Source organism: Vibrio profundi (assembly GCF_005281835.1).
Lineage (GTDB): Bacteria > Pseudomonadota > Gammaproteobacteria > Enterobacterales > Vibrionaceae > Vibrio > Vibrio profundi.
The window spans coordinates 148,719-173,306 of sequence record NZ_RZIS01000009.1 but is presented as its reverse complement, the minus strand read 5'-3'; the positions used below and the strand labels follow the sequence as shown (position 1 = coordinate 173,306).

At 43.8% G+C, this 24,588-nt stretch carries 21 protein-coding genes; 11 read left to right on the top strand and 10 right to left on the bottom strand.

What is annotated here, in order from left to right:
- Positions 1–7: 7 nt before the first annotated feature.
- Genes fdh3B through ELZ11_RS19405 form a run of 5 tightly spaced genes read right to left on the bottom strand, consistent with a single transcriptional unit; the run spans position 8 to position 6,055 of the window.
- Positions 8–616 carry a formate dehydrogenase FDH3 subunit beta gene (fdh3B, locus tag ELZ11_RS19425; RefSeq protein ID WP_137359036.1) on the bottom strand — a complete coding sequence of 203 codons (609 nt, stop codon included), beginning with the start codon at positions 614–616 and terminating at the stop codon, positions 8–10.
- An 11-nt stretch (positions 617–627) separates the two neighbouring features.
- A complete protein-coding gene (locus tag ELZ11_RS19420; RefSeq protein ID WP_137359035.1) occupies positions 628–3,483 on the bottom strand; it encodes a formate dehydrogenase subunit alpha in 2,856 nt (951 codons plus the stop codon).
- 9 nt (positions 3,484–3,492) lie between these two features.
- Positions 3,493–3,693 carry a twin-arginine translocation signal domain-containing protein gene (locus tag ELZ11_RS19415; protein ID WP_137359034.1) on the bottom strand — a complete coding sequence of 67 codons (201 nt, stop codon included), beginning with the start codon at positions 3,691–3,693 and terminating at the stop codon, positions 3,493–3,495.
- A 46-nt stretch (positions 3,694–3,739) separates the two neighbouring features.
- Positions 3,740–4,381: a TorD/DmsD family molecular chaperone gene (locus tag ELZ11_RS19410; protein ID WP_137359033.1), complete on the bottom strand. Its 642-nt coding sequence runs from the start codon at positions 4,379–4,381 to the stop codon at positions 3,740–3,742.
- Between the two features lie 12 nt (positions 4,382–4,393).
- Complete coding sequence (locus tag ELZ11_RS19405) at positions 4,394–6,055, bottom strand: 4Fe-4S binding protein (protein ID WP_137359032.1); 1,662 nt, start codon at positions 6,053–6,055, stop codon at positions 4,394–4,396.
- Positions 6,056–6,546: 491 nt separating this feature from the next.
- On the opposite strand from ELZ11_RS19405, the gene ELZ11_RS19400 reads away from it, so the two are divergent.
- The 8 genes from ELZ11_RS19400 (at position 6,547) to cydX (ending at position 13,055) form a co-directional block, all read left to right on the top strand.
- Positions 6,547–7,518: an MBL fold metallo-hydrolase gene (locus ELZ11_RS19400; protein WP_137359031.1), complete on the top strand. Its 972-nt coding sequence runs from the start codon at positions 6,547–6,549 to the stop codon at positions 7,516–7,518.
- Positions 7,508–7,822 carry a hypothetical protein gene (locus ELZ11_RS19395; protein WP_137359030.1) on the top strand — a complete coding sequence of 105 codons (315 nt, stop codon included), beginning with the start codon at positions 7,508–7,510 and terminating at the stop codon, positions 7,820–7,822. The genes ELZ11_RS19400 and ELZ11_RS19395 overlap by 11 nt, the downstream gene beginning before the upstream one ends.
- Positions 7,823–7,836: 14 nt before the next feature.
- Positions 7,837–8,739, top strand: coding sequence for an MbnB/TglH/ChrH family RiPP precursor modification enzyme (locus ELZ11_RS19390; RefSeq protein WP_137359077.1), 903 nt, complete (start codon positions 7,837–7,839; stop codon positions 8,737–8,739).
- Complete coding sequence (locus ELZ11_RS19385) at positions 8,732–9,502, top strand: HvfC/BufC family peptide modification chaperone (RefSeq protein ID WP_137359029.1); 771 nt, start codon at positions 8,732–8,734, stop codon at positions 9,500–9,502. Before ELZ11_RS19390 ends, ELZ11_RS19385 begins: the two co-directional genes overlap by 8 nt.
- Positions 9,499–10,107, top strand: coding sequence for an HvfX family Cu-binding RiPP maturation protein (locus tag ELZ11_RS19380; RefSeq protein WP_137359028.1), 609 nt, complete (start codon positions 9,499–9,501; stop codon positions 10,105–10,107). The genes ELZ11_RS19385 and ELZ11_RS19380 overlap by 4 nt, the downstream gene beginning before the upstream one ends.
- A 108-nt stretch (positions 10,108–10,215) precedes the next feature.
- Positions 10,216–11,796 carry a cytochrome ubiquinol oxidase subunit I gene (locus tag ELZ11_RS19375; RefSeq protein ID WP_137359027.1) on the top strand — a complete coding sequence of 527 codons (1,581 nt, stop codon included), beginning with the start codon at positions 10,216–10,218 and terminating at the stop codon, positions 11,794–11,796.
- Positions 11,797–11,806: 10 nt separating this feature from the next.
- Positions 11,807–12,943 (top strand): cytochrome d ubiquinol oxidase subunit II, encoded by a 1,137-nt coding sequence (gene cydB / locus ELZ11_RS19370; protein WP_137359026.1) that lies wholly within the window; start codon positions 11,807–11,809, stop codon positions 12,941–12,943.
- Positions 12,944–12,953: 10 nt separating this feature from the next.
- Complete coding sequence (gene cydX / locus ELZ11_RS19365; RefSeq protein ID WP_137359025.1) at positions 12,954–13,055, top strand: cytochrome bd-I oxidase subunit CydX; 102 nt, start codon at positions 12,954–12,956, stop codon at positions 13,053–13,055.
- Between the two features lie 244 nt (positions 13,056–13,299).
- Here the strand turns inward: cydX and ELZ11_RS19360 are convergent, their stop codons facing one another.
- Both ELZ11_RS19360 and ELZ11_RS19355 read right to left on the bottom strand, forming a co-directional pair.
- On the bottom strand, positions 13,300–13,920 hold the full coding sequence (locus tag ELZ11_RS19360) for a DUF3306 domain-containing protein (protein WP_137359024.1): 621 nt from the start codon (positions 13,918–13,920) through the stop codon (positions 13,300–13,302).
- Positions 13,910–14,389 (bottom strand): DUF3305 domain-containing protein, encoded by a 480-nt coding sequence (locus ELZ11_RS19355; protein ID WP_137359023.1) that lies wholly within the window; start codon positions 14,387–14,389, stop codon positions 13,910–13,912. The genes ELZ11_RS19360 and ELZ11_RS19355 overlap by 11 nt, the downstream gene beginning before the upstream one ends.
- A 196-nt stretch (positions 14,390–14,585) precedes the next feature.
- Between ELZ11_RS19355 and fdhD the strand changes: the two genes are divergently transcribed.
- Entirely contained in the window at positions 14,586–15,419 is an 834-nt protein-coding gene (gene fdhD, locus ELZ11_RS19350; RefSeq protein WP_137359022.1) for a formate dehydrogenase accessory sulfurtransferase FdhD, read from the top strand.
- A 99-nt stretch (positions 15,420–15,518) separates the two neighbouring features.
- Here the strand turns inward: fdhD and ELZ11_RS19345 are convergent, their stop codons facing one another.
- Positions 15,519–17,165: a phosphoethanolamine transferase gene (locus ELZ11_RS19345; protein ID WP_137359021.1), complete on the bottom strand. Its 1,647-nt coding sequence runs from the start codon at positions 17,163–17,165 to the stop codon at positions 15,519–15,521.
- Positions 17,143–17,961 (bottom strand): glycerophosphodiester phosphodiesterase, encoded by an 819-nt coding sequence (locus tag ELZ11_RS19340; RefSeq protein WP_137359020.1) that lies wholly within the window; start codon positions 17,959–17,961, stop codon positions 17,143–17,145. The genes ELZ11_RS19345 and ELZ11_RS19340 overlap by 23 nt, the downstream gene beginning before the upstream one ends.
- 412 nt (positions 17,962–18,373) lie before the next feature.
- Here ELZ11_RS19340 and ELZ11_RS19335 point away from each other — a divergent pair, with 412 nt between their 5' ends.
- Positions 18,374–20,260 (top strand): methyl-accepting chemotaxis protein, encoded by a 1,887-nt coding sequence (locus tag ELZ11_RS19335; RefSeq protein WP_137359019.1) that lies wholly within the window; start codon positions 18,374–18,376, stop codon positions 20,258–20,260.
- A gap of 91 nt (positions 20,261–20,351) precedes the next feature.
- Here the strand turns inward: ELZ11_RS19335 and ELZ11_RS19330 are convergent, their stop codons facing one another.
- Positions 20,352–21,944 (bottom strand): ABC-F family ATPase, encoded by a 1,593-nt coding sequence (locus ELZ11_RS19330; RefSeq protein WP_137359018.1) that lies wholly within the window; start codon positions 21,942–21,944, stop codon positions 20,352–20,354.
- A 298-nt stretch (positions 21,945–22,242) separates the two neighbouring features.
- Here ELZ11_RS19330 and ELZ11_RS19325 point away from each other — a divergent pair, with 298 nt between their 5' ends.
- Positions 22,243–24,588 carry an ATP-binding protein gene (locus ELZ11_RS19325; protein ID WP_137359017.1) on the top strand — a complete coding sequence of 782 codons (2,346 nt, stop codon included), beginning with the start codon at positions 22,243–22,245 and terminating at the stop codon, positions 24,586–24,588.

The window sequence follows — 24,588 nt, the reverse complement described above, 5'->3', positions numbered from 1 at the left end:
CCCCAACTTAGCTTTTAGACGCGTCATAAGACAAATCTTCACCATTTGTCCAGCCAGCCCCTTTCGCACCGCGTTCTACTACACGTTGGCGGAAGATCTCAGAGACTTTCTCTGCATCACCTGCTATTAAAGCTTTTGTTGAACAAAGTGATGCACACATTGGTAGCTTGCCTTCGGCGATACGGTTTGCCCCGTATTTCTGACGCTCTTCGTCTGAGCCTGCTTCGGTTTCTGGTCCGCCTGCACAGAAAGTACATTTGTCCATTTTTCCACGTTCACCAAACGCTGACTGTTTAGGGAATTGTGGTGCACCAAACGGACAAGCAAACAAACAGTAACCGCAACCAATACATAGGTCTTTGTTGTGGAGAACGATGCCATCTTCAGTTTGCTTGAAGCAATCTGCAGGACAAACAGCCATACACGGTGCGTCGGTACAGTGCATACACGCAACCGATATGGAGTTTTCACCTGGTTCGCCATCGTTCAACGTGACAACGCGTCTACGCTGAATGCCCCATTCTAACGCATCATCATTTTCGTTCTTACATGCTGTGACACAGCCGTTACATTCGATACAACGCTTGGTGTCACAAAGGAATTTCATTCTAGCCATCTTGTGACTCCTTACGCTTTGCTAATTTTACAGAGGGTGACTTTGGTTTCCTGCATTTGCGTTACAGGGTCATAACCGTAGGTGGTTGCGATGTTAGCTGACTCGCCAATTACGTATGGGTCGGTACCTTCTGGGTACTTATCACGTAACTCTTCACCTTGGAATTTGCCACCGAAGTGGAATGGGATAAACGCTAAACCTGGTTTAACACGTCGTGTAACCATTGCCTTAACATGAATGCGCCCTTTTTCTGCGCCTTCCACCCAAACCATCTCGCCGTCTTTAAAACCAAGGTCGTTAGCGTCTTTCGGGTTTACTTCTACAAACATCTCTTGCTGAAGCTCTGCAAGCCATGGGTTAGAACGTGTTTCTTCACCGCCACCTTCGTATTCAACCAAACGACCAGACGTTAAGATGATTGGATATTCACCGGATTTATCTTGATCTTGAATAGACTTGTACATGGTTGGTAGACGGTAGATTGATTCGCTGTCGTCCCATGTTGGGTAGTCCGCAACCAGATCACGACGCGGTGTATATAGAGGCTCACGGTGAAGTGGTACTCGGTCTGGGAAGGTCCACACAACTGCACGTGCTTTAGCGTTACCAAAAGGCATACAACCGTGTTTAATTGCTACACGTTGAATTCCGCCCGAAGTATCCGTTTTCCAGTTTTTACCTTCAGCGGCTACTTTCTCTTCAGGCGTTAAGTCGTCCCACCAACCAAGGTGCTTCAATAGTTTCGCGCTGAATTCTGGGTAACCGTCTTCAAGTTCACAATCTTTTGAGTAGCTATCTTCTGCTAGCAAATTGTTCCCTTCGAACTCGACACCAAAACGGGCACGGAAGTTACCGCCGCCTTCTGCAACTGGCTTCGACGTATCATAAAGAATGTGAGTGCCCGGGTGCTTCATTTCAGGCGTTCCCCAACATGGCCAAGGCAATCCATACGTTTCACCGTGGGCAGGTCCACCTTCAGCTTCAAGCGATGTTTTGTGGAAAGTGTGCCAGTTTTGTTGATGCGCTTTGATACGCTCAGGGCTTTGTCCTGTGTAGCCTATCGTCCACATGCCTCGGTTGAATTCGCGAGTGATGTCTTCGATGAGCGGCTGATTATTTTCCACTTTCACGTTCTTGAACAACTGGTCTGCAATACCGAGTTTCTTAGTCAGCAAGTACATGATTTCGTGGTCTGGCTTGGACTCGAATAAAGGCTGAACAACTTGGTCGCGCCACTGAATCGAACGGTTTGAAGCCGTTACAGAACCTGTTGTTTCGAACTGAGTCGTCGCAGGAAGCAAATACACACCGTCGGTACGATCATTCATAACCGCCGCTACCGTTGGGTATGGGTCGACGATAACCATCATGTCGAGCTTCTGCATCGCCTTTTTCATTTCTACGCCGCGAGTCTGCGAGTTAACCGCATGTCCCCAGTAGAACATGGCGCGAATGTTGTCGTTTTGCTCGATGTTATCTTTGTTTTCGAGAACGCCATCTATCCAACGTGACACAGGAATACCCATGTTATTCATTGGTTTCTTGCCACGGTATGTGTTTTGATCGAATTGATTTTGAACCCAGTTAAAATCTAGGTCCCACACTTTTGACCAGTGTTTCCAAGCGCCATCAGATAACCCGTAGTACCCCGGTAAAGTATGAGAAAGTACGCCCAAATCGGTAGCACCTTGTACGTTATCGTGGCCACGGAAAATGTTCGCACCACCACCAGATTTACCCATGTTGCCTAGTGCTAATTCAAGCACACAGTAGGCACGAGTGTTGTTGTTACCTGTGGTGTGCTGAGTTCCTCCCATACACCAAACAACACAACCCGGGCGGTTCTCAGAAAGTAATTTAGCGGTTTGATACACTTCTTCTTCAGAAATACCGGTAACGCGCTCTACTTCTGCTGGTGACCATTTGGCTACTTCTTCTCGAATTTCGTCCATGCCAAACACGCGTTGGCGAATGAATTCTTTGTCTTCCCATTTGTTTGCGAAAACATGCCATAGAACGCCCCAAATGAACGCGACATCTGAGCCTGGGCGAAGGGATACATAGTGATCAGCTTTAGCAGCCGTGCGAGTACGACGCGGATCGGCAACGACAATCTTACAATTGTTCTTTTCTTTTGCGATCAAGATATGTTGCATCGCAACTGGGTGTGCTTCAGCGGGGTTTGAGCCAATGAATAGCATCGATTTACAGTTGTGCATATCATTGAACGAGTTTGTCATTGCACCATAGCCCCAAGTATTCGCTACGCCAGCCACTGTTGTGGAGTGACAAATACGCGCTTGATGGTCGACGTTATTAGTACCCCATAAAGACGCCATTTTTCGGAACATATACGCTTGTTCGTTGCTGTGTTTCGCACTGCCAAGCCAGTAAACGGAATCTGGGCCAGATTCTTTACGAATGTCTAGTGCCTTATTGCCGATCTCTTCAATTGCTTGATCCCAGCTTAGTTTTTTCCATTTGCCGTTTTCAAGCTTCATTGGGTATTTTAAGCGGCGTTCACCGTGGCCATGTTCACGCAAAGCTGCACCTTTAGCACAATGTCCACCAGCGTTGAATGGATGATCGAAAGCGGGTTCTTGACCTGTCCATACGCCATTTTGAACTTCAGCGTAAATACCGCAACCTACTGAGCAGTGAGAGCAAATCGTACGTTTGATCTCTGTTTTTGCTGAAGGATCAACAGATTTAGCTTCTGCCTTTTTGATCATTCCAGGAGTAAACATGCATGCGCCCGCAGCTACACCACCAGCGGCCAGTGAACTGTTTTTCATAAATGAGCGACGGCTAATACCAAATTGGTTTTCATGTTTCGTCACGCTATCGGAGCGTTTAGTTAATTTCATTATTTGCTCCTATAGAGAGTCGTAGTAGTCGCGAATATGCTGAGTTTCATGGTAACCCTGCTCTTTCGTGTCTTCTGAAATTTGCGCAGACGGCTCGTTGGCAGATGCAACTTTGGTCGTTCCTGCTACAACCGCCCCCGCTACTGCCGCAGTACTCAATCCTTTAAGCAGGTCTCTACGGCTTGTGTTTACTTTTTCGTTATCTTTCATTATTGCTTCCCTTACCGTTACGGTAGTTTGGATGCTTATGCATCTCTTAATGTGATGAGTTCACTTCACTGTCGACAATGTTCTTTACTTCAATCTTGTTCTTGGCTTTAGTGTTTGTTGGTGCTTCAACAAAGCTCACTTGTTCGTAAGTGAAAAATGCTTTCATTAGCTTTGCGACGGCTAAATAGAACTGTGCGCTATTCGCCGATTCAATTTGCGAAACCAACTTAGAAAACCAAGTAGCGATATGTGTATTGAAAAATTGCTGCTGAACGTTTTGTGGGTGTGCGTTAAGAAGAGCCATCACTTCACACAATGCGGCAATGTGATCTTCTGGTTCTTTGGTTTGTTCGTTTCGTTCAAAGCCTAAGTTGAGTAAGTCTTGTCGAATATGCGCCAACGGCTTTTCCATTAGTGAGCCTGTTAAGTGCCATGAGGCAAAAGGAACAACTTCTCCTCGGCCAATTCCAATAAATAGGTTTTGATATTCTTCCGAAACTTGCTCAAGCTCATTATCTTCGGCAGCTTGCTTGAGACTTGCCCAAGCCTGAGACATATCATCGCGACTTAGTGACGCCTCCAAACTTGCAAGCCAAGTTAATAGCTCTGCTGAAGGCTCTTGTCGTAATAGACTGGCGATTAACAGGTAAATATCCGTTCTCAGTGATTGTTCTTGCTGTGCTTCCATTGGATACCCTTACTAATATTTAAGCTGTTGTTCAGGCTGCTCTGCCATGGCTTCAAAAATGTCGATCACACGGCAGTCTTCACACATAGCGATTCGATTAATCGATAATTCATCTGAAAACTGAGAATGATTACGGAGCTTAGATTGCAACATGGTGATCATGGATTGAGGTGCAAATGGAGTTTTGCAGCGCAAACATTCCGCTGCTGGTTCTTTGTGAAGTGTGACAACTTGAGTACGAGACTGTTTATCCCAGTTCATACGAGGCTCTAACGATAAAGCGTTTTCAGGACATGCCTTTTCGCACATGCCACATTGAACACAATCTTGTTCGATAAATTGAATACTTGGTGATTGCCCGTCAGTATGAATTGCTGATGTCGGACAAACCGCTACACAAGCCATGCATAGAGTGCAATCTTTCGATTCACAAGACACAGAACCATAAGGAGCCGATGTAGAAAGTGGTTGAATGGTTTCTACCGGAATTCGATTACTGACCAGTGCGTCTAATGCAGTAAATAGGCGCTGACGTTTATTTCCTTCCAATTCACCGATCCAAAGATCAAAACTCTTTGTTTGAAGCGTCGGTAGACCCTCTCGTAAATCCTCTAGGTAAAGGATGTCGATACATTCTTTCTCAATACCTAATTGCTCTAACAGATCCTGAGCAACGCCAACTTCACTATTTAAAACTCTTAGAATCGTTGCTGGCATATGACGGCTTGCTGCGAATAAAACTTGAGTCGCGCCATTAGTCAGTGCCGCAAACCATGAATCAATTCCAACAGAAGGTAATTCTTCGACAATTACCGGAATAACGTTATCCGGTAGCGCTTTTAATGCCATCACGTTGTAAGTTTCATGGCGCGAACTGCAAATCAGAACAATTGGGTCTTCGCCGCCAGCTTGCTCGTAATTGGTCAGCGTTCGTTCAATGAATTTTTGTGTGTCTTGTGGGTTTGGCAAAGCGTAATGAATCGCTTCTGTTGGGCAGGCCGTTGCACATGTCCCGACACCTTGGCAAAGGTAAGGGTTAATTTCGATTTTATGTCCTATTTGATCTGAGCCTTCACTTGAGAGCGCGCCCGCCGGACAAGCTTCTACACATCGCTCACATCCTTTTACGCCACGTGAACTGTGCGCACATAAATCAGTATCTAGGCGGAAATATTTTGGTTTATCGAATGTCCCCATTAGTGTTGGAATCTCTTCCAATGCTTCCGCGAGCTTCGGATAACCACGGCCTACAGGGTAGTAGCCCGGAACCGGAACTTCCTCGGTCATACATCCATTAAGAGAAAGGTCGAGAACCACATCGAAGCAATCATGATTAATCGCGACTTTAGCAAGGTTGGTCAACGCGCCATTGCTTTCAACTTCAATTTTAAACGCACCTAGAAAGCCAGAAACTTCAATCGAGTTAGCAAAATAGAGGTCTGCAAACTCCGCCTTCTCCCCGTCAGTCGACAAAAGAGTTAGTGAGTTCATTTCTTTTAATTGTTCTGCCGCACTAATAATGATCGCAGTTGGACCAATAATTAGCGTGTTCCCACCACTTTCGTAACTCACTGTTGGGGGGATCAAATTGGACAGTTCGACTGTATTTTCAAATGCGAAAAGTCGAGCCTGACCATCGGTAGATGATGTTTGTTGTAATAATTGTTTTAACATTGCTCAGTTCCAGTTAGAACGAATTCCTGTGAATTGAGCTAGTCATAGCAAATAGTATTCCAACTTTTTATTTGTTTAAAATCAGTATCTTATGAATTTTATTTGTTTGTTTTATAAACTAGGTATCGTTACTAAAAACATATGCGACATTATGTCTCATCGGTCATGTTGATGATTTAGTCAAAATGTACCTATTTTATGTGTGGGATAATTTGTCTCACCTTTTTGACGTAATACTGAAAGTTATCGCGTCGAAGTCTCGTTTCCACGATGTGCTTAAATCGCCCTCTATTATCCGTAAATCATTGTGTGTTAATTAAAACTAAACGTTATGTTTATTTTTACTTGATTTACTAAACATGCAGCTTTCACTATCTTTTCGCCGTGAACTTAAGGCGGCGAATATTTCATGCTCCCTGCCTATTTTGTTTCACAGCTTTGGCGCTCACCAAAGCTAATAGATATATAAATCAAATAATTAGGTATCTAATATGAACAAGCCTTTAAAAGCACTTGTGCTAGCACTCGGGTTAACATTCGGTGCAGCAAATAGTTACGCGGTCACGATGGAACCAGTAGAGAAGGATTTCACTTTACAATTACTTGGTTCTGGCGGCCCTATCTCTGACGATTTACGCGCATCTTCAGGAGAGATCATTTGGTGGAAAGGAAAGTCCAGAGTCATGATCGATGCCGGTGGTGGTGTTTACCTTCGCTTTGGACAAGCTGGTGCTAAGCTCGAAGATTTAGACTTTCTCGGAATCACCCATTTTCACACCGATCACGTGACAGATTTACCTGCACTGTTAAAAGGTGGCTACTTCTTTAACCGTGAAGACGATCTTGATATCTCTGGCCCAATGGCTGGATCTGCATTCCCAAGCCTAACTGGATACATCAATGCCAACTTCAATGGAGAAGACGGCGCGTATGCTTATCTCAATGGTCTATACGACGGCAGTGACGGCTTATTTCCTATCACACTAACTGATGTGAATTACCAATCCGATGAACCAACCAAAGTGTATGAACAAGATGGGCTTACGGTTTATGCGTTAGGCATACCTCATGGTGATGTGCCTTGCCTCGCTTATCGCATCGAAAGTGAAGAAGGCGTGATCGTAATCTCAGCAGACCAAAATGGCAGTAACCCAGCGTTTGTCGATTTTGCTCAAGGCGCAGACATTCTCGTTATGCCTATGGCAATTCACGAAGAAGCGGATGGTGTGTCCTCTTACATGCACGCTAAGCCTTCTGTTATCGGAAACATTGCTAAGCAAGTTCAACCTAAATTGCTCGTGCTAAACCACTGGATGGGCGTGGGTGTCAGACATAAATCTGAATCAATCAAAGTCATCAAACAATTCTTCAACGGTGAAATCGTGGCGGGACGCGATCTCTCTAGCTACCCAATTAGTGCAGCAAAAGCGCTCTCAAATCAGGAGGTATCTCATGAACAATAAATTAGTGCTTTCAATCGCTATGACTTCTGTCATTACCTTAAATTCAGCAATGGTGCTTGCCGATACAACGCCACAAGCTCCGGTAGAAGCGAAACAGTCTTCTGGCCACGGTGGTAAATGTGCAGCAGGTAAATGTGGTACGGAGAAGCGATTTGAGAAACAGGAACTGACTAGTGATCCTCAAGGTCGTTTAGTTAGAGCTCGCGATGGCAAATGTGGATTGAACGCGCAAGGTATCGCGCCAACCGAACATCAAGTTGTGTTATCTAACAGCAAGATCACAGGTGGTGTATGCGGCCAATAAACGCCATGTCATCAATGACTCAGAGCTTAAAGGGAAATAACACTCTGCCGCGGCCCTGTATTAACTCTAACTCTAAAGGGATTGGTTTACGCCAAGAGCATATCGATGCGTTATGCGAACTACCAAAACACCCTGATATTGATTTTTTAGAGTTAGCGCCTGAGAACTGGATGAATATTGGTGGAGCCAGGCGCGAACAGTTACAAGAGATCGCTAGCAAGTATCCATTGGTAGCGCACGGGTTAAGCCTGTCAATTGGTGATTGCTTGCCTTTGAATGAAACCTTTGTTCAACAGGTGGCTCGATTTCTAGAAGAGTTTCGAATCGATATTTACAGCGATCACTTAAGCTTTTCTCGCGATAGCCAAGGGTATCTGTATGAGCTGTTACCCGTTCCTCGTTACAAAGAGAACATTCCCTTTCTTGCGGAACGAATCATGCGCGTACAGCAGATTATTCAAAGGCCACTAGTGCTAGAGAATATTTCTTATTACCACGACTACCAAGATGAAATGCCTGAAGGTGAGTTTATTGCGGAAATCGTAAAGCGCAGTGGGTGTGAGTTGTTGGTGGATATCAATAATGCTTTCGTAAACAGCAGAAACCACGGTTTTGATGCAAAAGAGATGCTGCGAACACTACCCAGTGATGCCATTCGCTATTACCACATAGCGGGACACTTAGAGGAAAGCGATCATTTCCTTCTTGATACACACGGAAAACAAGTGCAGCAAAGTGTAATTGAATTGGCTCAAGAGACCATCGCGATACATGGAAGTAAGCCTCTATTGCTAGAGCGAGACAACAACGTACCGCCATTGTTGGTGTTAACGGAAGAGTTACGTGAGATTCACGATCAAATTCTGATGCCAACTTGCTCAGTTCGGCTAAATACAGTGGAGGCAAACTGTGCTTAACCCACCAGACAAAATGGTGAGTCAAACACAAGCGCTCACGGCAACCATCCGCTCATCGAGTTTTGATCGTTCCGCATGCCGATATGGGGAGCTCGTTAGAGACAATGTAATGGGTGTACTCATGAACACTTATCCGTTGTTCTGTAGACAACTACCTAGCGAGCAACTGAATGCGCTCATTGAAGAATTTATCGATGTTCACCATGCAACCGAGCCACAGTTTCATCACATCGCCACTGAGTTTGCCAAGTTTATCCAACAGAGATCTCAGCAAAGTGATGTTGAACACTGTGTTGATGTTGCTTACAACCCTAAAAGCTTGTCGAGCAATGAAGTCGCGTTACTTGAATATGAATGGGCGGCGCTATCTGCAGAAGTTGATCCGGTTGTTCTACCCGACTTCGTTAAGTGGCACTTTGAAAATAATGAATGTTTTGGATTCGCTGTAGAACTCAATCCAACTATCCATTTACTAGCACTGCCTTTCATCGTTCATTGCGAGTCAGTGACTTTTTTAACCCACAAGCGTGACCATGTTTATTACGCCTTGTATCGAGACTCCCATCAGCAAGTGATGACGCTTGCTTTGCAAGAAATAGACGTTGCGATCATCCAAATGATCCAACAAGAACCAGTTCAAACACTAGAATGGCTACAACAAAACATCGCTCAACAAGCCGCTAGTTTTGATTTTATTGATTGGGTCGAACGGTTCTGCCAACTAGAACTGATTAGCGTTCGCCCTGTAGGAGAAATAGTATGATTAAGTCAGCCCTTAATTGGTTCGACGCATGTGTCGACAAATGCAAACAATACGATTACTTAGTATTACTTTCTGTTCGCCTTTACCTGATCCCTGTTATCTATGTGGGTGCAAGATCTAAGGTTCTTGGATTTTCTGGAACCGTTGCATGGTTTGGAGCTTCAGCCGCTGATGGCGGGCTAAACCTACCTTTTCCAGAATTACTTGCCTTTTTTGCCGCTGCAACAGAAGTGCTTGGCTGCATATGCATTGCATTAGGCTTATTTACACGCGTTATCTCTATCCCAATGATCTTCATGATGAGTGTGGCAAGTGCAATGGTTCACTGGAAGCACGGTTGGGACGCAATTGCGACCAGCGGTATGGAAGCAACAGTACGCTTGAATGGCTTTATTGAATGGTTAGCTGTTAACTTCCCTGGTCGCTACAACTACATCACCGAATTAGGTGACCCTGTAATGCTAAACAACGGTATGGAATTCGCAGGCACTTACTTTGTCATGCTACTTGTTCTTTTAGTTTACGGTGGTGGTCGTTATGTCAGCGCTGATTACTGGCTACGTAAACAGCTTGATAAAAAGCAAAATAAAACACTTCGTTGGTAATAGGCGCCCTCTTCAAGTCTAGCGCTAAATCTCCAATTAGCTCTTCCTAATTATTCATCTTATTTTCAATCATCTTACCCGTCACACTTGTGGCGGGAAGGAGTTCTTATGTTTACAGATGTCGTTGATCTGTCGCGGTTTCAATTCGCAAGTACCGCACTCTACCATTTTATTTTTGTTCCCCTGACTATTGGCCTTTCCTTCTTGCTCGCGGTGATGGAGTCACTGTATGTGATGACCGGAAAAACCATCTATAAGGATATGACCAAGTTCTGGGGAAAATTGTTCGGAATTAACTTTGCGGTTGGTGTCGCAACTGGCTTAACCATGGAGTTCCAGTTTGGTACCAACTGGGCTTACTACTCACACTACGTAGGCGATATTTTTGGTGCGCCGCTCGCCATTGAAGCTCTGGTTGCATTCTTCCTTGAGTCAACATTAGTGGGAATGTTCTTCTTTGGGTGGGACAAGCTTTCTAAAAGGCAGCACCTATCTATTACGTGGTTAACCGCTCTTGGTTCTAACTTCTCGGGGTTATGGATCTTGATGGCAAACGGTTGGATGCAAAATCCTGTCGGAGCCGAGTTTAATTACGAAACCATGCGTATGGAAATGACTAACTTCGTTGACGTTATTTTTAATCCCGTCACTCAAGTGAAATTCGTTCACACCGTGGCTGCTGGTTACACCACCGGGGCACTATTCATCATGGGTATCAGTGCCTACTACATGCTAAAAGGTCGTGATTTACCTTTCGCTAAGCGTTCATTCGCGATTGCTAGCGCATTCGGTATGGCAGCGATTGTGTCTACTCTAATGCTTGGCGACGAGTCCGGCTATGAACTAGGAGAAGTTCAGCAAGTAAAATTGGCCGCGATTGAAGCTGAATGGCACACCGAGGAAGCGCCAGCGTCGTTCACGCTATTTGGCCTCCCTAATCAAGAAACCATGGAAACGGATTACGCGATTAAAATCCCTTACCTAATGGGCATTATTGCGACACGTTCTTTGGATGAACCAGTGACAGGTATACGAGATTTGCTGGCAAATAATGAGGCTCGTGTTCGCCGAGGCATCCAAGCGTATGGCTTATTAGAGCAGTTACGTTCAGGAAATAAATCACCGGAAACATTAGCGCAGTTTGACGAGCTTAAGAAAGACTTGGGCTATGGCTTCTTAGTGAAGAAGTATACCGACAAAGTAACCGATGCGACTGAAGAACAAATCAAGCAAGCCGCGAAAGACACAATCCCTACGGTTGCCCCCCTATTTTGGAGTTTCCGAATTATGGTTGCATGTGGAATGTTAATTTTCACTGTGGTTGGCCTGTCATTTATCCAAACTTGCAGAGGAAAGATCGCTAACAACCGCTGGCTATTACGTTCAGCATTATTAGCAATCCCATTACCGTGGATTGCATGTGAAGCAGGCTGGTTCGTGGCTGAGTTTGGTCGACAGCCTTGGGCAATTGGTGAAGTACTTCCAGTTAATATGGCGGCTTCTAACTTACCAGCTTCAAGTATTTGGTTATCACTCGCGGCTGTTTACATCTTGTATACCCTTTTCCTCATTATCGAAATGTACCTAATGGTTAAGTTTGCGAAACGCGGGCCTAGCGCTTTAAAAACGGGACGTTATCACTTTGAGCAATCGGAAAATCAATTAGACCGATTGGTTGATCTTCACTAAGGAGCGAATGATGTTTGATTACGAAAACTTGCGCCTATTCACTTGGGCTGTCATCGGCGTGCTGCTGATTGGATTTATTATTACCGATGGCTTTGATATGGGCGTTGCAGCGCTACTCCCTGTACTAGGAAAAAACGATACCGAACGCCGAGTGATGATCAATTCGATTGCTCCACACTGGGATGGTAACCAGGTCTGGTTAATTACCGCGGGCGGTGCAATCTTTGCTATTTGGCCGTCGGTGTATGCCGCTGCGTTCTCTAGTTTCTATCTTGCCATGATTCTTGTGCTTGCAGCGCTATGGTTGCGCCCTATTGGAATGGATTACCGAGCGAAAATTGATAACCCGCAATGGCGTAAGGCTTGCGACTATGCGTTGATTGTTAGTGGCGTAATTCCACCAATTATATTTGGCGTAGGCTTTGGCAACCTAATGGTGGGGGTTCCGTTTGAATTCAATGAACTCTTAATGCTGAATTATAAGGGAGGCTTTTTAGACTTACTTACACCGTTCCCTATCCTGTGTGGCTTGGTGAGCTTAGGCATAGTTATTACACAAGGCTCAGCATTCTTAGGCTTAAAGACAGATGGAGAGCTCTGTGCGCGCTCTCGTAAGCTGACGGTCATTGTTGCAACCATAACGGCCTTCTTGTTTATCGCTGGCGGTTTATATTCAACGATAGAGCCTGGCTACATCATTACTAGCCCAATGGCGACTGATGCTGCCTCTAACCCGCTATTAAAGCACGTAGCGAAGTTTGATGGCCTGCTGCTACACAACTACGAAGCCTACCCGTTACTTTGGTTAATACCAGCAGCCGGTGTGGCGAGCTTATTCTTGTGTTCAATAACGGCTTTGTCCCAGCGCTCGGGATTAGCTTTCGTGTTTTCAAGCATTTCTATTGCGAGCGTGATACTCACGGCTGGTATTGCGTTATTCCCGATGATTATGCCGTCGAGCATCATGCCGTCGCACAGTCTTACGTTATGGGATTCGACATCAAGCCAACTCACGCTGTCCATCATCTCTGTGGTGGCGGTTATCGTCGTGCCAATTATTCTTGGCTACACCGCTTGGTGTTACTACAAAATGTTTGGACGCTTAAACAATCAGTACATTCACGACAATAGTTCATCGCTATATTAAGGAAATCGTTATGTGGTATTTTTGTTGGGTCTTAGGCGTATTGCTTGCCTGCTCGTTTGGAATTATTAATGCACTATGGCTTGAACAATCAGAATGGTTCGAAAAGAACTGATGTGTTCACCTTAATATGAGTGTTTTCCCCTGTCATTAACTAACGACAGAAGAAAAAATGCCTTCATGTTAACTGGTACAGTTCCAGGTATCGTGAAGGCTTTTTCGTATCTTTTTTGAAACTTGGGTTCAGCAATATTCTGACTCAGTGATGTCCCAATTGTCTCATGAGACAATTTGTCCCTATTTATAGTATGCCTACTTGGTCAAAATATACCAATTAGTAGATGGGCATATGAATCTAACTAGGGGTCAACCTTCCGATTAACAGTGAAGTTTGTTGTGTCAGCGTGTGTTGTTTCACTACTCTTTATCAGTTCTAGCGACTCAGTTTCGTTAGTTTGTGGCTCAACGGAGCAAGAAGTTTGTTCTTGATTAGTTGATGCCTGAATATCTGTTGGTTGATTCGTATCTTCATTAGAGACAACATGTTCGACGTTGTGCTCTGGCTCTTCTTCGATTTGTTCTTTCGCCCAACCACGCAGTTTACTTGCAACGTCTGATGACAATGATTTTACCGCTTTGTAATCGTGGTCGTAGTCGTTGAGCGCATCGACTTCACTAAACTCACCACTGAGGAATAGTTTTCTTAGCGCGGCTTTCTTTACTGCTGCTTCTGCGCCTGTCGCCAGTAATGCAGCGACTGAGCCTGGCTGTTCAGAATCAAGTTCATCACCTTTTTCACCATTGTTTGTCACCAGTTGCGCGTCTTCGGCATTTGAAGTATCAGCTTGAATATCAATCGTTGAAGTACTAACGCTAGCTGTTGAATCAACATCTAATTGATCGGGAACTTCTGGTTCATTCTGGTTTTTCTCTTGCTCAAATTTCCTTTGAGACCAACGAGATAAGAAACTACTTGCCACTCGAACGCCCCGCTCCTTTACGTTTTTTACGTCGCTGTTCAATCAACTCACCGTTACGTCCTATAAAGGCTTCCATCCATGCTTGAACGGGTAATGGCATGTCATCTGAAAGCACTAAGTAGTCACCATCCATATACTGGCCTGCGATACTTTGCGATGCAGTAAGCGCAACAATGTTTGGTTGTTCGTCGCTTTCTAAGTTATCTAAAACAACAAAGAGTTTCGGGCTTTGAGAACTTAAATTAAAACGATAGTCGGTACGCTCGTCACGATGTAGTTCCAAAATTGCTCGGTTGGCTTGGTTGTTGTTATCTTCACTTCGAAGGACAAAGCCTTCTAGTTGCCATTGAGTGGTAGTCCACATTCCAAGGGAAATTTCTTGTGCAAAAAGCTGACACTCAATTGGCCAAATGGTCTCTGTTTTATCCTGCGTGGTAATGTCATCTTTTTGTTGATTTGAGATAGTCATTACATCCTCATTCTTATAGTTTGTAGTCGCTGAGTTACAGTTTGTTAAAGTCGATAAAGCAAGTTCTGAGCCATCTTAACGAGTACTATTTCCCAGCGCTTATTACTTGGAACAAGACTTGCTTTAATCTGAGATAAGATCTGTAGCGCTGATGCGTTCACAAGCCAATGTATAAGTAACAACAAGGATCACGATAGTGGCTAAACCCAACATAATTAAAACGAGTGAGAACCCATTCCAAACAATGGAAGTCGAGGTCTTTGATGAATATGGTGAAAAGCTAACTAAGCAAATCGCTTGCGAACGCCCGCTCACCGTAATGCTGAACTGGAAGGAGATCGTGACCCTAATGACGCTAGGCTCGCGTCCTGAGTCTTTAGTGCTTGGGTATTTAAAGAATCAGAGTTTTCTTTCCGATCCAGAGGCCATTGAATCTATCATTATTGATTGGGAGACGCACAGCGCGGCTGTCGTGACCACTGAAGACACTGGCCATTTAGATGCTGCCCTTAAAAAGAAAACCGTTACCTCGGGCTGTGGGCAAGGCACCATGTATGGCAACGTCATGAAGCAGCTTGAAGATTACCAAGTTCCTCAAACAAAGCTTAAGCAATCTGAAATTTATACGGCGCTTGAAGCTCTAACCCATTATAACGATACCTATAAAAAAGCCGGCGCTGTACATGGCTGTGCGGTGTGTAAAGATGACCAAGTCCTTTCCTTTGTAGAAGATGTCGGTCGCCATAACGCGGTAGACACACTTGCAGGTGAAATGTGGATTAATGGTGAAAGTGGCCACGATAAAATCTTCTACACAACAGGGCGTCTAACATCTGAAATGGTAATAAAAGTCGCACAAATGGGCATTCCAGTGTTGTTATCACGTTCTGGCGTTACTCAAATGGGGCTAGATTTAGCACAGAAGTTTGGCATTACCACAATTGCGCGTGCTAAAGGTTTGAGGTTCCAAATCTTTACTGGTGCCGACAAGATTGATTTTGATGTAAAAGGTCATTTAAAAGACGACTAATATTGGGTTGAGAGCAACTACCGAGCTCTTTTCCTCTCGGAAGCAATCAAAAGCGGAAGGATAAACCTTCCGCTTTTTTATTTCCGAATGTAGATTGTTTTATCCATCGCTCGCTAACACTGTATTGAGGGCGCTTTGCTCTTTAGTTTGTTTCGGGGCCTGCTCTTTTCTTAGACTCATGTTTGCATCTAGGTAAATCATATCTTGGTTAGATAGGCTGTTTGCGCAATATTCTTCTCGCTCCAACTCATTAGCAGAAATACCTGACCACGCAGAAAACAAACATTCAAAATAGAAGAGTGAAAACGGTCGGTTTGAGTCTATCACTATTTCTTGGTTAGCTAGCGCTTCTAATGATCCAGTCATCAACAACGGCACCTGTAAGGAATCAAGATCAGGCGGGATTCTAACGTCATGTTTTAACGACATTTCACCATTAGGTTTACCCAAACCATGATCTGAGAAAAACATGTATTCCCCTCCCTTGCTTTGGACCAAGTGAATTAACTGTTCTTGCAAAGAGTCAGTGTAAAGAACGCTATTGTCATAATGGTCTAGGTCTGGGGCTCCTGAGTCGAATACAGAGAATTCTGCACTGTATCTGTCTTCAAAGTTCATATGGGAGCCATAAAAGTGAAGAATGATCAGCTTCTTATTAGTGTTTAGATTTATCGCCTTTTCAAGTTGACTATATAAGGCCTCATCCAATTGGCTGCCGCCTTCATCTTGCGAAGTAAAGTATGTTGTTTGCGCTTGGTTGGCTAAACTCGTGATCGAAAAGTCCCATTGCCCGAATTCAGCCTGATTAGACAGCCAATAGGTTTCGTAACCAGCATCGTTAGCCAAATGGATAATGGATTTAGATAAGTCGGGAAGGCTTTTGGTCTTTGTCAAAATAGCAGGGATCGAGCTCCATGTATTACTACCTGCTGCGTATACCTGGTCAAACACCGTTAAACTCGATTGGAGTGCATTAAGCTTGGGAGTGGTTTCCCTATCGTAACCGTAGATTCCCATATTACCGGCTCGCAAAGATTCACCTATACCGATCACAAGTAACTCCGGCGCTTGCTTGCTAACGCTTACGCCAGTCCAAGATGTTTCAGAATTCACTTGCATGGTTAATAGCTTCACTGAATCGACAATTGCGATCAGGCTTTCAAAAGGAGGAAACCGTAGGGACAATTTATGAAAAGTGTACTCGATGGTGCTGAACGTCTTGGAATTCCCTCTTGATGTACCTTTGTTCAAGTAGTCTTCATAAAACGCATTTTTATACACACCGGGCATCTGTATCAGCAACGGTATTAAAAGATACGCAAATCCTACGCTCGCAGTAGTAAAGCCAACCAACCTTCCTCCTGTAAACTGAGCTGTACCCATAAACAGTACTGATAATACCGCGAGTAATGCTTCTATTAAGTAAGTCGACGCAAAGCTGGCAGATTCCCCAAGCGGTGCATTGATTACGCTCATCACTATGCTTATCGACAATGACGATTGGTACGTCAGTTGAACAAAGAGTTCAATCCCAATAAACAAGGCGACAATAAATTGAAGAGGTTTAAAAAACGATAGACAGCGCAAAATCGCGTAAATGAGAATAGCGAGCAATAATACGTGTATCGATCCTTTCACGAGAGACTCTGATAACTTATCTAAGCTCAAAGCCCCGCTCACCGCTAAGCAGCTCAATATGGCTAGTAAGTGGGATATATGAGCTTTACGATCGCTGGTCTTTATCATCTGTACATCCCTGTGTTGATTGATAGATTGGCAAGTCACTCAATATGACTCTCACATTATCTCGTTCAAACAACTGACCTACTTTGGCTTGTTCGTTCACTGTAAACAACAACGTTGGTATTGAAGACAGTTGGAATTGGAATCGGTCAGAATAATTGTCTAGATCCGTGGAAACTGCGGTGAATTGACCCAATAGGTATTTAATCTTTATTTTAAATGTATGAATAAAATAAGAAAAAGTGCTGAAATCATTAGTAAGCGTTACCCAGTAACTTGTGATGAAGTCTCCCTCGGTGAACGTTTTTAATGCGTGTACATCTATTGATTCAACCACAAAGCGCGATTTAGGAACGAGCTTGCTAGATAAGGTTTCGAGTCTTGCTAATGCTAATTTCCGTTCTTTTGAATCCAATTGGTAAAGGTTTTTGAAATCGAGCCAGTAGTACTTATCTTGGCCAAAGGTTTTGAAAACTTGTTCTAGGGTTAGTAACTCTGGGGTATACACATCTATCTTGTCATGAGTAACGACAAATCGATTTTGATCGCTATAAAAGAACAGATCTAGTTCAATCCCACGTGCTCCTTGCTTAAAAGCGGCATCAAAGGCAGAAAGTGAGTTTTCTGTCTCGTGAGTCGTTAGCCCTCGGTGCGCCCATACTTGCTGACATTGATGAAGAATATCAGAGCTTGTCCCTTTCGCGATGGAAGCCGTATATACAGCAATAGGAATAAACAGCACCAGTGTCATTGCGATCACTAACATTTGTTTAAAGCGGTGTGCTACATGTGTCTGCAACAAAATCACCTCATAAATCCGTGGGTTACCTATAAGTAACTATAGGAAAGATTTCACCACCAAGAGTGTTTTGTGCAACACGATTGTTATTAGTAGATATATTAATACGTCCAATAATTGGGAATGTTCGTAACTATAAAAAGTTCATGATTAATGCTCAGTAATAGCCACTCTACTGAAGTGGATATAAATCCTAAAGAAAAAACATATAAATCAATGTGTTAAATCATAGCGGATGCAGTTATCGATATTTTAATTAGTAAATTACACGCTAAACCTGCTTTGCGAAAATAAACAACAACTTGCATAACAAGTGGCAACTGCTATTAGTTAAAGACTCGCTGTAATAAAAACGTCATAGAACTTTAATAATTCAGCGGTTATTTAACGTCAGATTACCTAGGAGGTATCCATGACTAGGCAACCTATTATAACTCGCTTGTTACAATCGCTTTCGATTCGCGCACAACTCATTCTAATTACTTGCTTTTTGTTGGTGGGAATTGCGAGTTATGGCCTGTACGAACAGTATAGTTTCCAGCAATTGGGGCAACTCAAACATGCAGACCACGAAAACCAAAGCAGTGAGATTGATCTCCTGACTTTAAGAAGGCATGAAAAGGATTTTCTTGCCCGTCAGCATCCAAAGTATTTAGAGCGATTTGATACCACTTTATCGACGCTAGAAAAACGCATTCGAAATATCCAAAGTCTACTCAATGAACACAGCAGTAAAGTTCAAGACTCTGTGTCTTTATCTTTAGATACCCTAGCCCTTTATCAAACCCAATTTCATCAACTGGCGAGCCAATTACAAGCCCAAGGCTCGAAAGACGCAACGGGGTTAAGTCAGGCTGTGGTTGAGTCTCGATTACAACTGTCTACCGAGATCAACCAATTAGGCGATTTTGAGCTTCAATCGGCTTACACCAAGCTTCTATCGAAAAGTACGCGATTTGTTGAAAACCCGAATGATGAATCGCTCAAGAACTACATCACTGAATTAAATGTGTTTGAAAGCAAAGCTAACCGTTACAGCTTCTTAGCGGATACTTTTTCTGGGTATAAATCCGCTGCACTTGCATTGGCAGAGTCATACACGGTAATTGGCCTAAGCGCAGACCAAGGTTTACAAGGCGCGCTTAGAACGAACGTACACAAAACTGAAGAAGCCATTCACAATCTGCAAGATAAAATCACAACGCTTAATGCTGAGTTGACTGAACAAGTCACCTTTAGACTTCAAGTCATGGGGCTTGCGATTGCTCTTACTGTTTCTTCACTACTACTGATTATTGGCAAAAGCATTACCTCTAGAATCGGAAAAATTACCGCTTTAATGAAGGAGATTTCGGAAGGAAATGGCGATCTTACCGTTCGAATGAACGCAAAAGGCAATGATGAATTAGCTCAATTGGCGAATTCGTTTGATGTATTTATCGCGAAGCTTCATAACAACATTTCTGAGATTGCTTCAGTTATGCATACCCTATCTGAATGCGCGGCTACATCCGAGCAAGCTGCGAATCAAAGTATTGCGAACGCAGAACAACAGAAAATAGAATCCGAATCAGTCGCAACTGCCGTTAACGAATTAGTGATGACCAGTAACGAAATCACAGCCAATATCGAGAGCGCCGCGGAAAACGCACTACGCGTTAAGACCGAAGCGGAAAAGAGTATGCAAGTTACCCATACCGCAGGAAAAAGCATTCAATCACTGACAAGTAACATTGCTGATTCGCAACAGCTAGTTAATGAGTTGTCACAACACAGCCAAGAAATTCGTACTGTAATTTCTACAATTACAGGGATTGCCGAGCAGACTAACCTACTTGCACTTAACGCAGCGATAGAAGCTGCTCGTGCTGGCGAGAATGGCCGTGGATTTGCAGTCGTTGCAGATGAAGTAAGACAACTCTCACTGAAGACCAATGAATCGACCAAACAAATCGAAGACACGATTAATGGGCTTACGTCTGGCGTAGAAAATACAGTGACCATGATGCAGAACAGCCTAGAACAAGTAAACGCGACTAATGATCAAACCGTGCTTGCTGTAGATTCAATTCAAAAGATTGTTGATCAGATCAGTGAAGTATTTGATATGAACGCACAAATTGCGACGGCGTCCGAAGAGCAATCTATGGTGTCGGCAGACATCGACCGAAATATCACGCAAATTGCAGATTTAGCGGGAAGCACAGCCGTTCAAGTTGCAAGAACAGGCACTTCAAGCCAAGAAGTTATCGGTGTTAGTCGGAAGTTGGAAAAAGTGGTCGCTCAATTCAAATATTAGCGCTCCTAACCCCACCTAGATTTTAACTATCTGTAGAACGCAAAAAGGCTCCCATCGGGAGCCTTTTTTCATAGCGTTATAGTATCGAGTATTAACCTTCGATATTACGTGCTTTCAAGAATTCAGCGTAAGTGCCACGGAAGTCGTGGATCTTGCCGTCTTTGATCTCAAGAATACGAGTCGCTAGTGAGTCTACGAATACACGGTCGTGAGATACGAAGAACAATGTGCCTTTGTAGTTCTCAAGCGCTAAGTTAAGTGCTTCGATAGATTCCATATCCATGTGGTTAGTTGGTTCATCCATTAATAGGATGTTTGGTTTATGCATCATGATCTTGCCTAGAAGCATACGACCTTGTTCACCACCAGAGATAACCTTAACTGACTTTTTAATGTCGTCTTGGCCAAATAGCATACGACCAAGGAAGCTACGAACAACCTGCTCGTCTTCACCTTCTTGACGCCACTGGCTCATCCAGTCGAATAGGTTCATGTCTTCTTCAAAGTCATGAGCATGATCTTGAGCGTAGTAACCGATGTTTGAGTTTTCAGACCACTTGTACTCACCAGTACGAGGCTCTAGTGCGCCAGCTAATGTGTTCAATAGTGTCGTTTTACCCACGCCATTCTCACCGATGATCGCAACGCGCTCACCTACTTCGAAAATTGCATCAAACTTAGCGTATAGATCTTCTTCAAAGCCTTGAGACAGATTCTCAACAACTAGAGCATTACGGAATAGCTCTTTAGATTGTTCAAAACGGATGAATGGGTTTTGACGGCTTGATGCTTTAACTTCTTCAAGTTGAATCTTGTCGATCTGTTTAGCACGAGATGTTGCTTGCTTAGCTTTAGAAGCGTTAGCTGAGAAACGAGAAACGAAAGTTTGAAGTTCAGCAATTTGTGCTTTCTTCTTAGCGTTATCTGACAATAGGCGTTCACGAGCTTGAGTCGCAGCAGTCATGTACTCATCGTAGTTACCAGGGAATAAACGTAATTCACCGTAGTCTAAGTCAGCCATGTGTGTACAAACACTGTTTAGGAAGTGACGGTCGTGCGAAATGATGATCATTGTGCAGTTACGTTGGTTCAGTGTTTCTTCCAACCAGCGAATTGTGTCCATATCCAGGTTGTTCGTTGGTTCGTCAAGTAGCATGATGTGCGGGTCTGCAAACAGAACTTGAGCCAATAGAACACGAAGCTTCCAACCCGGAGCCACTTCACTCATCAAACCGAAGTGTTGCTCTTCTGGAATACCTACAGCAAGAAGAAGTTCACCGGCTTTTGCTTCCGCCATGTAACCGTCCATTTCAGCGAACTGAACTTCTAGGTCGGCTACTTTCATGCCGTCGTCTTCGCTCATTTCAGCTAAAGAGTAAATGCGATCACGCTCTTGCTTCACTTCCCACAACTCTTTGTGGCCCATGATAACCGTGTCGATTACTGTGAATTCTTCGTAGGCGAATTGATCCTGGTTTAGCTTAGCAACGCGCTCATTTGGATCGTAACTTACGTTACCGCCAGATGGCTCAAGCTCGCCAGACAGAATCTTCATAAAAGTCGATTTACCACAGCCATTCGCGCCAATCAGACCGTAGCGGTTACCTTCGCCGAACTTAACAGAAATGTTCTCAAAAAGTGGCTTAGCGCCGAATTGTTGGGTGATATTCGCTGTAGAGATCAAAACCTTTACCTTATTAATATGAAAAACGCCGCAACGGTACTTGTTCAGCGCTCGAACTGCAAGCGTTGTTTTGCTTTCTCCACGCAATTAAAACAAATACCGACCGATAAGCTAATACTGACTTTCGTTTGAGTACCATCACATTATAGCGTTGCGAAACCTCACGAATATGACAACGATTCGTTTAATAATTGTCCAATCACTTGTTCTATCAATACCGAACTGCACTTTGTAAAGACTATTCAGATTAAACGCACTACACTTATTCAATCTAAACAGGATGTTAAAAGTGAACTTTATGCGCTATCTATTAAAAATGCTGGTTGCTTTATCAGTCATTTTTTCTTCTCACGTTTTGTCAGAATGGCAATACCTGCCAGACAACCAACCCACGATCGCAAACGTTGCTGCCAGTATCAGGGATGAAGTGGCAAAAATTCCTGATCCACTGTTTATGTCTTCAACCGACAAAGTGAAAGTGCGTCAGCTGTTAGAGGCAACTCTAGATGAGCAACGTGCTCAAGGGGATGTCTTTTCTAATGGTCTCTCAGCGTATGTCGATACTTTCGATGATGAACAATGGCAACAAGTTGAATCCAGTTACCTTACCTTGACGAGTATTAGCCAAAGCAAGCAAAGGCTGCTTGAGTTAACGACTCAGAAGACGCGTGAAGCTCTAACGGGATTTGGACCACAGGGAGTGACTCAATTTAAACAAGAATTGACGCTTACTCAGCTAAATGCTCAATACGCGCTGTATTTCCAACTACGTAGCTTTAAAGCTCTAGTGAATGATTTGCTAATTTCACCTATCCCGGTGATTTGGGCTGGTACAAAAGTATTCTTTACCTATTTAGCTCTTACGTGGTGGCTAGCCAACAGTAAGCGTTTAATTCGAGCGTTCAAAAGTAATATCCTCGACGCGCAGACTTTGCCGCCATTATGGGTTCGTTTAATTTGGTATGTAGGTCGAGCCAATAAAGCGATCGCTTGGCTAATCGCCATTACATTGTCACTGAGAATCTTGTCTGAGATCCCGAGCCTTCAACATCTCATTTATCTCGAAATATTCACTTGGTGGGTGCTAGGTGGCTCAATTGCGATTAGCTTTATTCTTGAATTTGCGTATAGAAATAGTAGAGCTTCAAGCAAAGAAAGTATCGCGCTTCGCTTATCAACAATTCGCCGATACGTATGGAGCGTTATTGTTGCTGGCGTGATATTACAAATATCGGTTAGGACGTTAGGCGAAGGGACTATCTACAACTGGATTTCTAGCGCCCTATTCTTCTGGTTTGTCTTAGTCACCGTATCGGTACTTCGACTGTGGAGAGCTAAGGTATTCGAAGCAACAAGCAAGATTTCTGAAAAACCTTGGTGGATGATCTGGGCTATCAACAAACAAGATGTTTTCATCGTCCGAATCCTGGCCACAGCCATCGCAGCGACTTGGGTGATCGTTCACAACTGTAAACTTCGTTTAATCTCTGGGTTATCTAACTTTACTTTGTTCAGCCAAGCCCTTGCTTATTTGTTTAAGATTGAAGTCGCGAAGCAGAAAGGCAACGTTTCATCTAATCAGCAGCTTGTTCGAGTCAAAGGAGATGAGACCTTTCAATATGTGCTTCCGGGGAATGATTACAGCGAACTCGTTGATTATGCGACGCCAGAGATAAAACAGCTCTCCAAATATCTGCTTACCGATAGCCCTGCTATCTGCGTTGTGTCTGGAGAACGTGGCGTCGGCACCACCACGATGCTCAAACAGATCTTACACAAAACGAAAAATGCCGAGCCTATTTACTTAAGTTGTCCTTACTCTGGTTACTCCGAATTGCTCGCACACCTTGCAGTGAGCCTTGGACTAAATGAAGAAGCAACGGAAATCCAAGTGCTTTCTCACCTAAGATCAAGTCAAACCACTTATCTAATCGCGATTGATAATGCTCAGCGCTTAGTTAAACCAATGGTAGGAGGCTTGAACGACCTGATTCGTTTAACCAACTTATTAAGACGTTCTAAGAAAAATCACCGTGCCCTTTTTGCTATAGAAAAATCAAGCTGGCGTTTTGTTGATAGAGCTCGAGGCGAGCGATTACTTTTTGACTTAGTCACTTTCCTCCCTAAGTGGACAGAAACTCAAATCGAGGCACTACTCAATACACGCATCAATCAGAATGAAGACTTCCCTCTTAGCTTTGAGGGGCTCACCGTACCTAAGCAATGGGACCAACAAGAAGTCTCTGAAGAAGAGCGTGCTAAGCAAGGCTTCTACCGGATACTTTGGCACTATTCAGATGGTAACCCGACGGTTGCGCTGCGTTTCTTTCGTTTATCACTTAACCGCCATAAAGAAACTGAGCAAGTTTACGTTCGTTTGTTCTATGCACCTGAATCCGAAGAGTTAGAAAAAATGCCTAAACCTATGTTGGCGGTGCTGCGTTCCATCGTACAGCTAGAAATCGCTTCTCCAGAAGAGCTGTCCGAATGTACGCAACTCACCATTGCAGAAGTGGTTGGTACGCTCCGTTACTTCCAAAGTCGTGGGTTTATCGACTGGAGCGAAGACAAAGCTCGCGTTTCAGACCATTGGTTTAGACACATTACCAACGTATTAGATCGACAACATTTATTGGTGAAATAA

Bases quoted from the DNA above. Each gene is read 5' to 3' on its own strand.
- cydB (WP_137359026.1), top strand. From the start codon at position 11,807: ATGTTTGATTACGAAAACTTGCGCCTATTCACTTGGGCTGTCATCGGC.
- ELZ11_RS19410 (WP_137359033.1), bottom strand. From the start codon at position 4,381: ATGGAAGCACAGCAAGAACAATCACTGAGAACGGATATTTACCTGTTA.
- ELZ11_RS19395 (WP_137359030.1), top strand. From the start codon at position 7,508: ATGAACAATAAATTAGTGCTTTCAATCGCTATGACTTCTGTCATTACC.
- fdh3B (WP_137359036.1), bottom strand. From the start codon at position 616: ATGGCTAGAATGAAATTCCTTTGTGACACCAAGCGTTGTATCGAATGT.
- ELZ11_RS19405 (WP_137359032.1), bottom strand. From the start codon at position 6,055: ATGTTAAAACAATTATTACAACAAACATCATCTACCGATGGTCAGGCT.
- ELZ11_RS19390 (WP_137359077.1), top strand. From the start codon at position 7,837: ATGACTCAGAGCTTAAAGGGAAATAACACTCTGCCGCGGCCCTGTATT.
- ELZ11_RS19420 (WP_137359035.1), bottom strand. From the start codon at position 3,483: ATGAAATTAACTAAACGCTCCGATAGCGTGACGAAACATGAAAACCAA.
- ELZ11_RS19380 (WP_137359028.1), top strand. From the start codon at position 9,499: ATGATTAAGTCAGCCCTTAATTGGTTCGACGCATGTGTCGACAAATGC.
- ELZ11_RS19355 (WP_137359023.1), bottom strand. From the start codon at position 14,389: ATGACTATCTCAAATCAACAAAAAGATGACATTACCACGCAGGATAAA.
- ELZ11_RS19325 (WP_137359017.1), top strand. From the start codon at position 22,243: ATGCGCTATCTATTAAAAATGCTGGTTGCTTTATCAGTCATTTTTTCT.
- ELZ11_RS19345 (WP_137359021.1), bottom strand. From the start codon at position 17,165: ATGATAAAGACCAGCGATCGTAAAGCTCATATATCCCACTTACTAGCC.
- cydX (WP_137359025.1), top strand. From the start codon at position 12,954: ATGTGGTATTTTTGTTGGGTCTTAGGCGTATTGCTTGCCTGCTCGTTT.
- ELZ11_RS19400 (WP_137359031.1), top strand. From the start codon at position 6,547: ATGAACAAGCCTTTAAAAGCACTTGTGCTAGCACTCGGGTTAACATTC.
- ELZ11_RS19335 (WP_137359019.1), top strand. From the start codon at position 18,374: ATGACTAGGCAACCTATTATAACTCGCTTGTTACAATCGCTTTCGATT.
- ELZ11_RS19415 (WP_137359034.1), bottom strand. From the start codon at position 3,693: ATGAAAGATAACGAAAAAGTAAACACAAGCCGTAGAGACCTGCTTAAA.
- ELZ11_RS19375 (WP_137359027.1), top strand. From the start codon at position 10,216: ATGTTTACAGATGTCGTTGATCTGTCGCGGTTTCAATTCGCAAGTACC.